This window comes from Defluviicoccus vanus (genome assembly GCF_014672695.1).
Taxonomy (GTDB): Bacteria; Pseudomonadota; Alphaproteobacteria; order Rhodospirillales; family Defluviicoccaceae; genus Defluviicoccus; species Defluviicoccus vanus.
Window position 1 is genome coordinate 3,904,705 of sequence record NZ_CP053923.1, and the last position, 14,806, is coordinate 3,919,510.

Annotated in this window: 14 protein-coding genes and 1 pseudogene; 12 read left to right on the top strand and 3 right to left on the bottom strand. The window is 63.5% G+C overall.

Annotation, left to right across the window (positions count from 1 at the left end):
* The first annotated feature begins 6 nt into the window (after positions 1-6).
* Positions 7-603, top strand: coding sequence for a peptidoglycan-associated lipoprotein Pal (gene pal, locus HQ394_RS17855; protein WP_190261322.1), 597 nt, complete (start codon positions 7-9; stop codon positions 601-603).
* Between the two features lie 147 nt (positions 604-750).
* On the opposite strand, the gene HQ394_RS17860 is transcribed toward pal, so the two are convergent.
* A complete protein-coding gene (locus HQ394_RS17860) occupies positions 751-1,119 on the bottom strand; it encodes a hypothetical protein (RefSeq protein ID WP_223292146.1) in 369 nt (122 codons plus the stop codon).
* On the opposite strand from HQ394_RS17860, the gene ybgF reads away from it, so the two are divergent.
* The 6 genes from ybgF (at position 1,023) to thiD (ending at position 8,262) form a co-directional block, all read left to right on the top strand.
* Complete coding sequence (ybgF, locus tag HQ394_RS20255) at positions 1,023-1,595, top strand: tol-pal system protein YbgF (RefSeq protein WP_223291695.1); 573 nt, start codon at positions 1,023-1,025, stop codon at positions 1,593-1,595. The genes HQ394_RS17860 and ybgF overlap by 97 nt on opposite strands.
* 62 nt (positions 1,596-1,657) lie before the next feature.
* On the top strand, positions 1,658-2,893 hold the full coding sequence (gene tilS / locus HQ394_RS17870; protein ID WP_190261325.1) for a tRNA lysidine(34) synthetase TilS: 1,236 nt from the start codon (positions 1,658-1,660) through the stop codon (positions 2,891-2,893).
* 165 nt (positions 2,894-3,058) lie between these two features.
* Complete coding sequence (gene ftsH, locus HQ394_RS17875; protein WP_190261326.1) at positions 3,059-4,996, top strand: ATP-dependent zinc metalloprotease FtsH; 1,938 nt, start codon at positions 3,059-3,061, stop codon at positions 4,994-4,996.
* Between the two features lie 173 nt (positions 4,997-5,169).
* Positions 5,170-5,958, top strand: coding sequence for a dihydropteroate synthase (folP, locus tag HQ394_RS17880; RefSeq protein ID WP_190261327.1), 789 nt, complete (start codon positions 5,170-5,172; stop codon positions 5,956-5,958).
* A gap of 130 nt (positions 5,959-6,088) precedes the next feature.
* Positions 6,089-7,435 (top strand): phosphoglucosamine mutase, encoded by a 1,347-nt coding sequence (glmM, locus tag HQ394_RS17885; RefSeq protein ID WP_190261328.1) that lies wholly within the window; start codon positions 6,089-6,091, stop codon positions 7,433-7,435.
* A 32-nt stretch (positions 7,436-7,467) separates the two neighbouring features.
* Entirely contained in the window at positions 7,468-8,262 is a 795-nt protein-coding gene (gene thiD / locus HQ394_RS17890) for a bifunctional hydroxymethylpyrimidine kinase/phosphomethylpyrimidine kinase (RefSeq protein WP_190261329.1), read from the top strand.
* A gap of 60 nt (positions 8,263-8,322) precedes the next feature.
* Here thiD and HQ394_RS17895 read toward each other — a convergent pair whose 3' ends face one another.
* Positions 8,323-9,234 carry an ATP-binding protein gene (locus tag HQ394_RS17895; protein WP_190261330.1) on the bottom strand — a complete coding sequence of 304 codons (912 nt, stop codon included), beginning with the start codon at positions 9,232-9,234 and terminating at the stop codon, positions 8,323-8,325.
* Positions 9,235-9,347: 113 nt separating this feature from the next.
* Here HQ394_RS17895 and yajC point away from each other — a divergent pair, with 113 nt between their 5' ends.
* The 4 genes and pseudogenes from yajC (at position 9,348) to HQ394_RS17915 (ending at position 12,743) form a co-directional block, all read left to right on the top strand.
* On the top strand, positions 9,348-9,800 hold the full coding sequence (gene yajC / locus HQ394_RS17900) for a preprotein translocase subunit YajC (RefSeq protein WP_190261331.1): 453 nt from the start codon (positions 9,348-9,350) through the stop codon (positions 9,798-9,800).
* A 24-nt stretch (positions 9,801-9,824) separates the two neighbouring features.
* The gene (gene secD, locus HQ394_RS17905) at positions 9,825-11,402 is read left to right on the top strand and encodes a protein translocase subunit SecD (protein ID WP_190261332.1); all 1,578 of its coding nucleotides are present in this window, start codon (positions 9,825-9,827) and stop codon (positions 11,400-11,402) included.
* A 138-nt stretch (positions 11,403-11,540) separates the two neighbouring features.
* Positions 11,541-12,350 (top strand): annotated as a pseudogene (secF, locus tag HQ394_RS17910) (protein translocase subunit SecF); the annotation flags it as partial.
* Positions 12,351-12,356: 6 nt separating this feature from the next.
* Positions 12,357-12,743 carry an Mth938-like domain-containing protein gene (locus tag HQ394_RS17915; protein WP_223291696.1) on the top strand — a complete coding sequence of 129 codons (387 nt, stop codon included), beginning with the start codon at positions 12,357-12,359 and terminating at the stop codon, positions 12,741-12,743.
* Positions 12,744-12,833: 90 nt separating this feature from the next.
* Here HQ394_RS17915 and HQ394_RS17920 read toward each other — a convergent pair whose 3' ends face one another.
* Positions 12,834-13,433: a superoxide dismutase gene (locus tag HQ394_RS17920; RefSeq protein WP_190261333.1), complete on the bottom strand. Its 600-nt coding sequence runs from the start codon at positions 13,431-13,433 to the stop codon at positions 12,834-12,836.
* 466 nt (positions 13,434-13,899) lie between these two features.
* Here HQ394_RS17920 and HQ394_RS17925 point away from each other — a divergent pair, with 466 nt between their 5' ends.
* The gene (locus HQ394_RS17925) at positions 13,900-14,748 is read left to right on the top strand and encodes a phytoene/squalene synthase family protein (protein WP_190261334.1); all 849 of its coding nucleotides are present in this window, start codon (positions 13,900-13,902) and stop codon (positions 14,746-14,748) included.
* The last annotated feature ends 58 nt before the right edge of the window (positions 14,749-14,806 follow it).

Sequence of the window (14,806 nt, forward strand, 5' to 3'; positions counted from 1 at the left end):
AGAGACATGCTAAGGCCTGTGTTGGCAGCGGTTGCGGTCATCCTGCTTCTGGTCGGCTGTGAGAGCACCCCGGATACGCCGCAGCCCACGACCACAACGTCGTCGTCGGTTGGCAGTGGTTCCACCGGTACCGGCGCCGACGGTGGTGTCAGCCGGTACGGCAGTTCGATGGGGAGTGGCGCCGGCGTCGGCGGTGTTCAGCAGCAGGGGATCGGCGGCGGGCGCGGTCCAGCGCAGGTGGCGCAGGAACTGGTTGGTGTCGGTGACACGGTCTACTTCGGCTTCGACAGCTACGCCCTCGACAGCAGCGCCCAGGCAACCTTGGACCAGCAGGCGGCGATCTTGTTGCGTAACACCGGCGTCTCGGTCGTGGTCGAAGGTCACACTGACGAACGCGGCACCCGTGAGTACAATCTGGCACTGGGCGAACGTCGGGCAACGTCGGTGAAGGATTACCTGGTGGCCTATGGGGTTTCTCCAACCCGTATTCGGGTGGTTTCCTACGGCAAGGAGCGGCCGATCGCCTTTGGTGACAGTGACGCGGCACAGGCGAAAAACCGGCGCGCGGTGACCGTGGTGTCCGGCGGGTCGCCCTCCAGCTAAATCCGGGCTTCAGGGTTGAAGCCGCCACGGGCCGAGAGATGAGCGATGAAGCAATCGTCTAGGGAAGGAACGGGGATGCGCGGATGGCGGGGCGTCGCTGTCGTCGTGGCGAGTCTGATGGCCGGGACGGCCCTGGCGCAGTCGACCTCACCCGGGTTTTCGGGAGATGATCACTCTGGTGCTGTGGGACCGGGCGCGGCCGTGGCGCGGATGGATGCGCGAATGACGCAGCTTGAGCAGGACCTGCGCGGCGTCACCGGCCGGGTGGAAAATCTCGGCTATCAGGTGCGGCAACTCAACGATCGCGTTGAGCGGCTGGCCTCCGACCTGGATGTGCAGCTGAACGAACTGAGGGCGGCGTCCGGGCGCGGAAGTGGCGGCAGCGCCGCCGCCACGGCGGTGCCGCGGCTGGGCCGACCGTGCTGTCGCGCACCGGCGCTGAACCGGATGCCGGGCGATCGGCGCCGGCACCGGCTTCGCCACCACCGCCAACGCCAACGCCAACGCCAGCGCCAACGCCAACGACGCCTACGACGACGCCAGCACCGGCGCCAGCACCGGCGCCAGATGCCTCTGCGGCAGCGGCACGTTCCACACTGCCGGCTGGCTCTAGCAAGGAGCAGTATGCCTACGCCTTCTCATTGATGCAGAAGGCGAGCTATGCCGAAGCGACGGCGGCGTTCAGCGATTTCCTGCAGCGTAACCCCAACGATTCACTGGCAGATAACGCGCGCTACTGGCTGGGCGAGAGCTACTACGCCCGCAGCGATTATCCCCGCGCCGCCGAAACCTTTCTCGACGCCTATGAAAAGAACAAGACCGGTCCCAAGGCGCCCGATACCCTCCTGAAGTTGGGGATGGCGCTCGGCAAGCTCGACAAGAAGAAAGAGGCCTGCGCCAGCTTCCGCGAGCTCAGTCGCTCCTTCCCGAACGCAACGGCACAGATCAAGGATAAGGCAGCGCAGGAAAGTCAGCGCATCGGCTGTTCCTAGTTGGTGGCGATGTCCGGCGGCGACGGCTGTCCGGGGGGGTAGCCGCCGTCTTCGAGGCCGCAATGGCGGCGCTGGAACCGTTCGAGCCGGCGCCGCATCTGGCTGTGGCGGTGTCTGGTGGTGCCGATAGTCTCGCGCTATGCCTGCTCGTTCACGCATGGGCATTGACCCGCGGCGGCAGGGTTACCGCCCTCACCGTCGATCATCGCCTGCGGGCGGACTCCACGGCTGAAGCGGCCCAGGTTGGCTGCTGGCTTCGTACGCACGGCATCGAGCATCGTATTCTGGTCTGGTCTGAGACGAAGCCGGCCACCGGTATCCAGGAGGCAGCGCGGCAGGCACGCTACCGCTTGCTGGTGGCGGCGTGTCGGGAGGCGTGCGTCCTTCACTTGCTGCTGGCGCATCATGCCGCCGACCAGACCGAGACGATGCTGCTGCGCCTGCTGGGAGGCAGTGGCGTCTTCGGCCTGGCAGCGATGCAGCCGGTGGTCGTCACCCCGCATTGCCGGATTCTGCGACCGTTGCTCGGGATCCAGCCGGGAAGCTTACGACAGTATCTGTCGGCGAGGGGGCAGCCGTGGGTCGAGGATGCGACCAATCGATCGAGCACCTTTGCCCGCGTTCGTGTCCGCCGAGCGTTGCCGTCGCTGGCCGCGAACGGCCTGGATAGCGGCGAAATCAGCCGGATCCATGCGACGATGCAGCACGCGCGAGCGATGACGGACGCAGCGACAGTGGCTTGGCTGGCGTCGGGCGTCACCTGTCACGCGGCCGGCTACGCCGAGATGGATCTGTCGTGCCTCGGCGACGCGCCCACGTTCCTCGCCGTCCGGGTGCTGGGACGGCTGATCATGGCGGTCGGCGGAGGCTGCTGGGAGCCGGACGAGGCGGCTGTTCATCGTCTTCGCCAGCGTTGCCTCGTGGCGGCACCGGGGATGGTGGCCACGCTCGGACGCTGCCGCCTGCAGTGCCGCGCGCACAGCCTTCTCGTCTGTCGCGAACGGCGCAATCTGCCACTGCCGCAGCTGGTGTCGCCGCAACTGATGTCGACTGCGGGCGTGGTGCACTGGGATGGACGGTTTGCGATCAGGATCGTGGCCACGGCGACAGCCCTGCCGGCATCACTGCAGCTGCAGGCGCTGGCAGCTATACCTGTCGACGAGCGGGTGGTGCCCAACCCATCGGCGGTGCCGAAAGTGGTCTGGCCGACGCTGCCAGCACTCGTCGACACCCACGGCCTTGCCCAAGTTCCTCATTTGGGCTATAGACGAGGGGGCAAGATACTGACGTTCATGTGAACGCCGCGTTTTTGCCACGCCGCTGCCTCGACGATGCCAACTCTATCATTGTGTAATCGATTCACTGTATTATCTCTGATAGGCAATGGGAGTGCATATCCCTGTTTTGGGGCCGGCTCTCCTTCCGTCGCTTGACGCGTCATCCGGCATGCTTGGGAAGAAATTGTGAACATTAGCCGCAACTTGGCGCTTTGGATCATCATCGCGCTCCTGGTGTTCGCCCTGTTTAACCTGTTTCAGAATTCGGCACCGCGTGGCGCGCTGCAGTCGGTCACCTATTCCGATTTCATCGCCGAGGTGGATAGTGGCGAGGTACGCGACGTCACGCTGAAGGGTCATACCATCAACGGCGTGCTGCGCGACGGTCGAACGGTCACGACCTACGCCCCTGCCGACGACAGTCTGATCGCGCGGCTGCAGAAGGCGGGCGTCCGCATCACCGCACAGCCGGAAGACGATGGCGCGCCAACGATCTGGAGCGTGCTGATCTCATGGTTTCCGATGCTGCTACTGATCGGCGTCTGGATCTTCTTCATGCGCCAGATGCAGGCCGGCGGCGGCAAGGCCATGGGCTTCGGTAAGTCGCGAGCACGGCTGCTGACCGAGAAGACCGGGCGGGTGACCTTCACCGATGTGGCCGGGATCGACGAGGCGAAGCAGGAACTGGAAGAGATCGTTGAGTTCCTCAAGGATCCGCAGAAGTTTCAGCGGCTGGGCGGTCGCATCCCCAAGGGCTGCCTGCTCATCGGGCCGCCGGGCACCGGCAAGACACTGCTGGCACGGGCGATCGCCGGCGAAGCCAACGTGCCCTTCTTCACCATCTCCGGCTCCGATTTTGTCGAGATGTTTGTCGGCGTCGGCGCGTCGCGCGTGCGCGACATGTTCGAACAGGGCAAGAAGAGCGCGCCGTGCCTCATCTTCATCGATGAAATCGACGCTGTCGGCCGCCATCGCGGCGCCGGCCTCGGCGGCGGCAACGACGAACGCGAGCAGACGCTGAACCAACTCCTCGTTGAGATGGACGGCTTCGAATCCAACGAAGGTGTGATCCTCATCGCCGCCACCAACCGCCCGGACGTCCTTGACCCGGCGCTGCTGCGGCCGGGCCGTTTCGATCGCCAGGTGGTGGTGCCCAATCCGGATATCCTCGGCCGCGAGCAGATCCTGAAGGTCCACATGCGCAAGATCCAGGTGAGCCCTGACGTGGATGCACGCGTGATCGCTCGTGGCACGCCCGGGTTCTCTGGTGCCGATCTTGCCAACCTGGTCAATGAAGCGGCACTGCTGGCGGCACGCGCCAACAAGCGTCTGGTGGCGATGCAAGATTTCGAGTCGGCGAAGGACAAGGTATTGATGGGCGTCGAGCGGCGCTCGATGGTGATGACCGAGGAAGAGAAGCGGTTGACCGCCTATCACGAGGCGGGGCATGCCCTGGTTGGCCTCAACGTCCCCAGCCACGATCCTCTGCACAAGGTGACGATCATTCCGCGCGGCCGCGCCCTGGGGCTGACGATGAGCCTGCCGGAGCGCGATCGCTATAGCTACTCCAAAGTGGAACTGGAATCGAAACTGACGGTGCTGTTTGGGGGCCGGGTGGCCGAGGAAATCGTCTTCGGTATGGAGAACGTCACCACCGGTGCCGGCAACGACATCCGTCAGGCGACGGAGATGGCTCGCCGTATGGTGACCGAGTTCGGCTTCAGTGACAGGCTGGGGCCACTGCGCTATTCCGATAACCAGGAGGAAATCTTCCTCGGGCATTCGGTCACCCAGCAGAAGCACGTCTCCGATGCGACGGCGCGCCTGATCGACGAGGAAGTACGCCGGCTTATCGATGAGGGTGAACTGCGGGCGCGCAACATCCTCTCCGACCACCGCGACGACCTGGATCGACTGGCGACGGCGCTGCTTGAGTATGAAACGCTGTCCGGCGACGAGGTGGATACGCTGTTGAAGGGTGGCAGCATCTATCGTCCGGAGTCGCCCAATGAGCCGAGCCGGGGACCAGGGACGCGGTCCTCCATGCCACCATCGGGCAAGCGCACCGGTCCGGAGGCCCACACCCACGGCGGTCTCGGCGCCGAGCCGCAGCCGGGGGCCTGATCCGCATCCACCGCCGGCAAACCCCAGTGTTTACGGCGGCGGATCGATCATCAGCAGTGCCCTGGTGGAGCGTTTGAAGACAACCCAACCGGCGGCATCGAGCCAAGATGACGCCGCTGTGAGCGCCGGGGGTCCCGACGTTTGCCGGTCTGTCGCTCGACCGCCCGCGGTTGATGGGCATTATCAACGTTACCCCCGACAGTTTTTCAGACGGCGGCGAAACCTTTGTGACGGCAGCGGCGATCGCCCGCGGCGAGGCGATGTGGGCCGCCGGCGCGGATATCCTAGATATCGGTGGCGAGTCGACCCGGCCTGGTGCCGAACCGGTCTCGGTGGCGGCAGAAACCGCGCGCGTCGTCCCCGTGGTTGCCGCACTGGCGGCCAAAGGGGCCCTTGTCTCCATTGATACGCGCCACGCGCCGGTCATGGCGGCGGCGATCGCCGCTGGTGCCCGCATCGTCAATGATGTGAGCGGCCTGAGCGGCGATGCGCGGGCGTTGCCACTGGTGCGGCGAACGGGTGTGGCGGTGGTGTTGATGCATATGCGGGGCGAGCCGTCGACAATGCAGCACGATCCTCGCTACGACGACGTGGTGAACGACGTTCGCGTCTGGCTGGCGGAACGGGTGGAGCGTTGTCGCGATGCCGGTCTCGCCTTCGATCGGATCGCCGTCGATCCTGGTATCGGCTTCGGCAAGAGCGTTCGTCATAACGTTGAAATTTTGGCCCAGTTGCAGACGTATGCTACGCTTGGCTGCGGATTGGTGATAGGCGTATCACGCAAGAGCTTCATCGGTCATCTCAGCAGCAATGAAGCCACCACGGCCCGTCTTGCCGGCTCCATTGCCGCCGGACTGGCCGCGTTGGAGCGAGGGGCGTCCATACTGCGGGTGCACGATGTTGTGGACACACGCCAGGCAATTGCCGTATGGCAGGCGATCAATGGTGGTTTTGGCACATAAGGCGATCGCCGGAGATGTCGTCGAGGCGTCGCAGCCGCTGCGGGGTGCGGTGTGTAACAGCCGTCATAGTTGTGTGCGGCGTTGAACGCGGCATAAGTGTCGGATTGAACGGCTGTAGGGTTGAGAGCACATGGGGAAAAAGCTGTTTGGAACGGACGGCATTCGTGGCAAGGCGAACGCCGCGCCAATGACCGCTGAGACGGCGTTGCGGGTTGGCATGGCTGCCGGTCTGCATTTTCGCCGTGGCCGTCACCGACACCGGGTCCTGATCGGCAAGGATACGCGGCTGTCTGGCTACATGCTGGAGGCGGCGCTCACGGCCGGGTTCATTTCCATGGGCATGGACGTGATCATTGTCGGACCGATGCCGACGCCGGCGGTCGCCATTCTCACCCGATCGATGCGCTGCGACCTGGGGGTGATGCTGTCGGCGTCGCACAATCCCTTCGAGGATAACGGCATCAAGCTCTTCGGCCCGGACGGCTATAAGCTTTCCGACGAGGTGGAGGAGCAGATCGAAGAGCATGTTGCCCACGGACTGCCCACCAAGCTTGCGGCGCCGGCCGATCTCGGTCGCGCCAAGCGACTGCACGACGTACACGGGCGTTACACCGAATTCGTCAAAAGCACGTTCCCCAAAGGTCTGACCCTGCAGGGGATGCGGATCGTTCTCGATTGCGCCAATGGTGCCGCCTACAAGGTGGCGCCGGAAGTTCTTTGGGAACTGGGGGCGGAGGTGATTCCGCTCGGCGACAATCCGGACGGCATCAATATCAACCAAGATTGTGGTTCGACGGCGCCTGAGGCCATGTGCCGGGCGGTGCAGGAGTACCGCGCCGATTTCGGCATCGCCCTCGACGGCGACGCTGATCGCGCGCTGATTGCCGACGAGACGGGGACGCTGATCGACGGTGACCAGCTGATGGCGATCGTGGCCAAGAACTGGCAGGCGAACGGCAAGCTGCGCAAGGACGGGATCGTCGCCACGGTGATGTCGAACATGGGCCTGGAGCGCTACCTGAACGGCCTGGGGTTGACGCTCGAACGCACTCGCGTCGGCGATCGCTACGTGGTCGAGTACATGCGCCGGCATGGCTACAATATCGGCGGCGAGCAATCGGGGCATATCATCTTCAGCGATCATGCGACCACCGGCGACGGCACCATCGCCGCGTTGCAGGTGCTGGCGGTGATTGTCGCGTCGGGCAAGCGGGCAAGTGAAGTCTGCGTTGCCTTCGAGCCGATGCCGCAGCTGCTCCGCAATGTCCGTTTCCAGGGCGGCGCGCCGCTGGAAAACGGCACGGTGCAACAGCTGATCACCGACTGTCAGCACCGCCTGGGGAATAGCGGCCGGCTGTTGATCCGTCCCTCCGGAACCGAGCCGGTGATCCGGGTCATGGCGGAAGGCGAGGACGAGTCGCTGATCGGCAAGGTTGTCGAGGAAATCTGCGACGCCATACGTGCCGTCGCCGCCTGAGTCATGCACCGGGTCGGAGGTGGAGCAGGGTGATGCGCGGTCGTGTTCTTATCATCGCCGGCTCCGACTCGGGCGGCGGCGCCGGCATTCAGGCCGACATCAAGACGGTAACCGCCCTCGGCGGTTACGCCGCGACGGCGATCACGGCGCTGACGGCACAGAACACCCGCGGTGTCTTTGCCATCCTTGATGTGCCGCCGGCCTTCGTCGCGCAGCAGATCGAACTGATCCTTGACGACATCGGCGCCGACTGCATCAAGATCGGCATGCTGCATCGGGTCGATGTCATCGAAGTGGTTGCCGATGTACTCGCACGCTGCGCCGCGACGATCCCCTTGGTGCTGGATCCGGTGATGGTGGCGAAGGGCGGCCATCCGCTGCTCGCCGCCGACGCGACGGAATGCCTGCGCCAGCGACTGATCCCCATGGCCACGGTGCTGACACCGAACCTGCCGGAGGCGGAAGCACTGGTGGGGGCGGCGTCGCCTGACCAACTGGTGCGTCGCCTGATCGCCTTGGGGCCGCAGGCAGTGCTGCTCAANGGGGGACACGGCAGCGGGCCGATCCTCACCGACGTCCTTGGACTGGCCGATGGCACGCTCGAGGCGTTTGCCAGCACCCGTCTGGACACCACCAGCACCCATGGCACTGGCTGTACCCTGGCGTCGGCGATTGCCACCGGTATCGCGCAAGGGCTTGCCCTGCGTCCGGCAGTGGTGCGCGCCCGCGCCTACGTGCGCCAGGCCATCCTGAGTGCCCCCGGTTTCGGCCATGGCCACGGACCGTTGAACCACGGCCACACGGTGGCGCCTTACGCCGTCGATTGACCCACCGGCACCCAATGCGGCCCCCAATGCGGTTCAAGATGCAGGGCGGGCGAAGCAGGCTTAAGGGTGTGACGGCGGCATCGCTTGCCCCAATCGGCCGGCCAGGTCCTGAATGAATTGCCAGGCGACGCGTCCTGAACGGGCGCCGCGTGCCGCGGCCCAGGCGAGCGCCTCACTCTGCAGCGCATCGGCCGGCATCTCGAGGCGATAATGCCGGGCGTAGCCCGCAACGATGTTCAGATATGTTGGCTGGTCGATGGGATGAAAGCCGAGCCAGAGGCCGAAGCGGTCAGAGAGTGAGACCTTTTCTTCCACCGCTTCCGCCGGATTGATCGCCGTTGATCGCTCGTTCTCGATCATGTCGCGCGGCATCAGGTGGCGCCGGTTGGAGGTGGCGTAAAAGACGACGTTATCCGGTCGGCCTTCGATCCCTCCCTCAAGCACCGCCTTCAATGACTTATAGGCATTGTCGCGACCATCGAAGGACAGGTCGTCGCAGAAGAGGACGAAGCGGCGTTGGTTGCCGCGCAGCAGCGCCAGAACCTTGGGCAGCGTGGCGATGTCTTCCCGGTGCACCTCGATCAGGACGAGCCGGTGCGGCATCTCTTCATTGATCCGCGCGTGTGCCGCCTTGACCAGGGAACTCTTGCCGGTGCCGCGGGCGCCCCACAGGAGGGCGTTATTGGCCGGCAGGCCCTGGGCGAAGCGCCGGGTATTCTCCAGCAGGATGTCCGCCTGCCGGTCAATTCCCTGCAACAGGGCAAACTCCATCCGGCTGACGTGCGGCACTGGTTGCAGCCGTCCTTCCTCTGCCTGCCAGACGAAGGCGTNCGCAATCGTCGGTAACGGATGCCGGCGAGGGGGACTCACTGCACCGGCTTCCACCGGAGCTGCGACGGGAATAGTACGAGCGAGATGCTCGATCGCTTCGGCAACGCGGCGAAGCAGCGACAAGGGGTCGTTTGCAGCCATCGATCATGTCCTGGAGTTGCGTCTGTTTCGTTGCCGCTCGTCGGCGTTGACGATTGCAATGACGATGCGGACGGTTATAGTCCCCCGATCCGCGCAGGATCGAGGAGTTATCGATGTTCGTATCGCCGGCATTTGCCCAGGCTGGACCGGCAGCCTCTGGCCCGGGGATGATCGAAGCATTCCTTCCGATCGTTCTTATCTTTGCCGTGTTTTATTTTCTGCTGATTCGTCCGCAGCAAAAGAAGATGCGGGAGCACAAGCAAATGCTGTCAGCCGTCCGGCGCGGCGATCGCGTTGTCACCGGTGTGGGTATTATCGGTACCGTCAACAAAGTGGTGGATGACAACGAACTGCTGGTCGAGGTGGCGGAAGGCGTGCGCGTGCGCGTGCAGCGGTCGATGATCTCGGGGATTGTGACCAAGCCAGAGCCCGTTGCCGGCAAACCAACCGGTGGTGAGACGACTGACAAGCTTGCCGACGCCAACAGCGCCGCGGCAAAGCCGGCGGACTCTTCGGGCATCGTTTCCCCGTTCAAACGCCTCTTCGGCGGGAAGCGCGACCAGTAGCATCTGCCGGAACCGTCGACCCTCATGTACATCGCCAAGTGGAAAATCGTCCTGATTCTGGCCGTCTGCCTTCTCGGCGCGGCCTTCGCAGCGCCCAATCTGCTTGGGCGGCAGACAGCGGAGCAGTTGCCGGCATGGTTGCCGCATCGGCAGATCAACCTCGGGCTCGATCTGCGCGGCGGATCGCACATCTTGTTGCAGCTGGACAGTTCGGCAATCATCCGCGAGCGGCTTGAGACGCTGGCTGATGGGATCCGCGACGAACTCCGTAAGGCACAGATCCCGTTCCAGTCGCTGGTCCCCACGGCAAATGGGGTCGCGGTCACGCTTGCCGATCCGGCACGTAGCAGCGATGTGGCGACGCTGATCGGCAAGTTCGATCCGGAGGTAACAGCCTTTCCCGGCGCGGAAGGACTCGTGACGGTTACCCTGACCGAGGATGGCGTTCACAAGCGTCGCGTTGCGGCCGTCGAACAGGCGATCGAGATCATCCGCCGTCGCATCGACGAGACCGGAACGCGCGAGCCGACGATCCAGCAGCAGGGTGCCGACCGGATTCTGGTGCAGTTGCCAGGGGTCGATGACCCGGGGCGGATCAAGGCGCTGATCGGCAAGACGGCGAAGATGACGTTTCACCTGGTGGATGACGACGCAGATCCCGTTGCCTTGGCTGCCGGTCGTGCTCCACCCGGTTCGATGGCGCTGCCGATGCTGGAGCGCCAANNCGCGGCCAGCAGGAATCCCGGTAAGATCGCCGTCCGCCGCCGCATTCTTGTCAGTGGCGAGAATCTGATCGATGCCCAACCGACCTTCCAGCAGAACGAGGCGGTGGTGTCGTTCAAGTTCGACGCCGTGGGAGCGCGGCGATTCGGTGATGCCAGCAGCCAAAATGTGGGCAAGCGCCTTGCCATCGTCCTCGACAACCAGGTCATCAGCGCGCCGGTGATCCGCGAGCCAATTCTTGGCGGCACCGGGATCATCAGCGGCAATTTCGATGTTGCCGGGGCGCAGGATCTGGCGCTGCTGCTGCGGGCNGGAGCGCTGCCGGCGCCATTGGTGACCGTCGAAGAGCGGACCGTCGGCCCCGGTCTCGGCGCCGATTCGATCGTTGCCGGCGAAATCGCTTGCGTCATTGGCGTCGTTGCCGTGGCTATCTTCATGGTTCTCGTCTACGGGCTGTTCGGAATTTTCGCCGTCTTTGCGCTGATGGTGAATCTGATTCTGATCATCGGCGTCCTGTCGGCTTTGCAGGCGACGCTGACATTGCCCGGCATCGCCGGCATTGTCTTGACCATCGGCATGGCGGTGGATGCCAATGTGCTGATCTTTGAGCATATTCGCGAAGAGATTCGTGCCGGGCGCACACCGGTATCGGCGCTGGATTCCGGGTTTAGTCGGGCGATGTCGGCGATCATCGACTCCAACCTGACGACCGTCATCTCCGCCATTTTCCTTTACGTTCTCGGCGCCGGTCCGGTTCGGGGCTTCGCGGTTACGCTCGTCGTGGGCATCATAACCTCGATGTTCACCGCAATCACCGTGACCCGGCTTATCGTCGCCGTCTGGCTTCGCCAAACGAAGCCGCGAGTCATACCGATCTGATTGGGTAGAGAATGCGTGGCTTCCAGTATNATCCCGCCGGATACGAAAATACCGTTTATGAAATGGCGGCGGGTTTATTTTATTTTTTCAACGCTGTTGATCGTCACGTCGATACTGTTGCTGATNCTTTAGGGGCTTAANTTTGGCATCGACTTCTCCGGTGGTATTCTGATTGAGATCAAGACCGAGGGGCCCGCCGATCTGGCGACGTTGCGGAGTACCCTGAACAACCTCAATCTGGGCGAAGTCGGGCTGCAGGAATTCGGCGAGCCGGACAACATCCTGATCCGGATTGAGCGGCAGCAGGGCGGTGAGGAAACGCAACAGGCGGCGGTCAAGACGATCAAAGACGCCCTGGGGCCGAACATCGACTACCGACGGATCGAAGTGGTGGGACCACAGGTTTCCAGTGAGCTCTTCACCAACGGCATTTTGGCACTTTTCGCGGCCATCGGCGGCATCATCGTTTACATCTGGTTTCGCTTTGAATGGCAGTTCGCTCTCGGCGCGGTGATCGCCGAACTGCACGACATCATGACCACGATCGGCCTGTTCGCACTGTTCGGTCTTGAATTCAACCTGACTACCGTCGCGGCGCTGCTGACCATTGCCGGCTATTCGATCAACGATACCGTTGTCGTCTATGATCGGGTGCGGGAGAATTTGCGCAAATACAAGACGATGCCCATCGAGCAACTATTCGATCTGTCGCTCAATCAGACATTGTCGCGCACCTTCAACACCGGAATCACGACACTGCTGGCGCTGCTGGCGCTGTACATCTTCGGCGGTGAGGTGATCCGCGGGTTCGCGTTGGCGATGATCTGGGGCGTGCTGATCGGCACCTACTCGTCAATCGGTGCCGCCGTCCCGCTGCTCGCGGTGTTCAATCTGCGCCGCGGCAGCAGCAGTCCGGCGACCGAGGAAGCGCCTAAGGGCGCAGCCTGAGCAAGCATGTCGGGCCTGGACATCACGCCGCGCCCCGGGGCGGGCAAGCAACTGATCACCAGCTACGGCGACGGCGGCTTCAAGATATCCGGTAAGCGATACGAGGGCTCGCTGCTGGTGTTTCCCAATCGCACNCATCCCTGGCCGGTCGTCACCCTAGGCGACGTAAGCCTCGACAGCCTGATGCCGGTTACCCGGACGGAGGAAGGCGTGCGGCTGCTGATCGTTGGCTGCGGCCGCCAGTTCTCGCCCACACCATTGGCGATGCAGCAGGCGCTGTTCAAACTCGGCGTCGCCCTCGAATGGATGGACACCGGCGCCGCCTGCCGGACGTACAACGTCCTGGTGCTCGAGGGGCGGGAGGTGGCGGCAGCGCTCCTCGCGGTAAACTGAGCGGGAGTGGCCCGTTGCCGGACGGAACTGCTGCCGGTCGACGGGATCGGCGATGCCGCCGATCCCCCTCAGGTGAGGACTGGATAAGCCTCAGGATTTCTTCAGGTTCGCAGCGACGAAGTCCCAGTTCACCAGTTGGTCGAGGAACATCTGGACGTAATCGGGGCGCCGATTCTGGTAATCGAGATAGTAGGCGTGCTCCCACACATCGCAGGTGAGGAGCGCTGTTTGGCCCGCCGTCATCGGCAGTTCCGCGTTGGCGGTCTTGCTGATCTTCAGCCCGCCGTCTGCGGCCACCAGCCATCCCCAACCGCTGCCGAACTGGGTAACGCAGGCAGTCTTGAACTCCTCCTTGAACTTATCAAAGGAGCCAAAAGCGGCATTGATCGCGCTGGCGACGTCACCGGTCGGCAAACCACCACCAGCCGGCTTCATACACTGCCAGTAAAAGCTATGATTCCATACCTGCGCGGCATTGTTGAAGACACCAGCTTTGCTCGCATCGCCGGCCACCGACTTGATCACCTCTTCCAAAGTCTGGCTGGCCAGCGGTGTGTCCTTCACCAGGTTGTTCAGATTGGTGACATAAGCCGCATGATGCTTGCCGTAGTGGAACTCCAGCGTGCGCTGAGAGATGTGCGGCTCCAGCGCATTTTGCGCATAGGGCAGTGGTGGGAGTTCGAACGCCATGATTACCCTCTTCCCGATGGTGTTTGAGTGTCCGCTTTGCGGCAGGCCGCAATACCTGAGAGATACGTTCATTAAGCGCTGATGAAAAGAGTGCTGGGGGCACTCACGCCCTTCGCTTTGACCCACGAGACAAAAAACCGAGAATCAGGCACCGCCGCCGCTGGTTGTTTGAGAGTTGGACGGAGGCGTGCAGCGGATCACGGAATTGCAGCAGGCGGGCGACTTTGTTGGCGCGGCACAACAGGCTCGCCGCCTGCCAGCTGCGCCGAATTGGCGGGGCAACGACCGCGCGTCCAGCAGCAACCGATCAACTGCGCGCGCTGCAGCGGGCAGCAGGCATTTGCTTGGCGCACAGTCGGGATCGGTTTCGATAAGCGTCATTGCCGCAATTGGCCTGACGTAAATTCGGCGGATGGATGAGCAGGGTTCCGCTTTATAACGTGCGTTCGCTGGAGGAATGAAAGCAATGACACGAGCGGAGTTGTCCTACTGCGCGGATCAGGTGGAGCGGTTCGATAACGATCGCTACCTTTGTGCCGCCTACGCCGCACCGGCGCGACGCGAGGGGCTGCTGTCGCTGTTTGCATTCAACCTCGAAATTGCCCGTATCCGCGAGCAGGTCCGAGAGCCGTTGCTGGGGCAGATCCGTCTCCAATGGTGGCGGGAAACGATTGAGCAGATTTACCTTGGCGCCACACCATCACACCCGGTCGCGGCATCGCTGACGCATACGGTCCGTTCCTTTGACCTCACGGCCAATCACTTCGAGCGCTATCTGGAGGGGCGGGAGCGTGACCTGGAAGCGGCCGCTCCGGATGATCTCGCGGCACTCGAAAGTTATGCCGAACAGACGGCCGCGAGCCTGTCGGCGTTGACGTTGCAGGTTCTTGGCTGCGGCGGCGACGAGGCAACGGCGACGGCGATGCGGCACGTCGCCATCGCCTGGGCATTGATCGGACTGCTGCGCGCGGTACCGTTTCACGCCCGTGCCCGCCGGGTCTACCTGCCGACGGCGCTTAACCGGCGCGCCGGCCTCGACGTCTTTGCCCTGTTCGAGAAAGGAAGTGTCCCGGGACTGAGTCAGGTTGTCGAGGCGGTGGCGACCGTGGCCTGGGAGCATCTCAAGGCCGCCCGCGCTCAACGCAGCGGGATCGCGCGCAACGCATTACCGGCGCTGCTGGTAGCAACGCTCGCCGACCATTACCTGGCGCAACTGCGACGCTGCAACTACGATCCGTTTGACCGTCTGGTTGGCGAACGCAGCAGGACGATTCTGCTACGCGTCGCCTTCAACGCCAGCCTTGGCCGCTTCTAGCCGCACTCGCGAGTCTACGACAATCGGCGGGTGTCGTTGCTGTTTCGCTCTACCATGA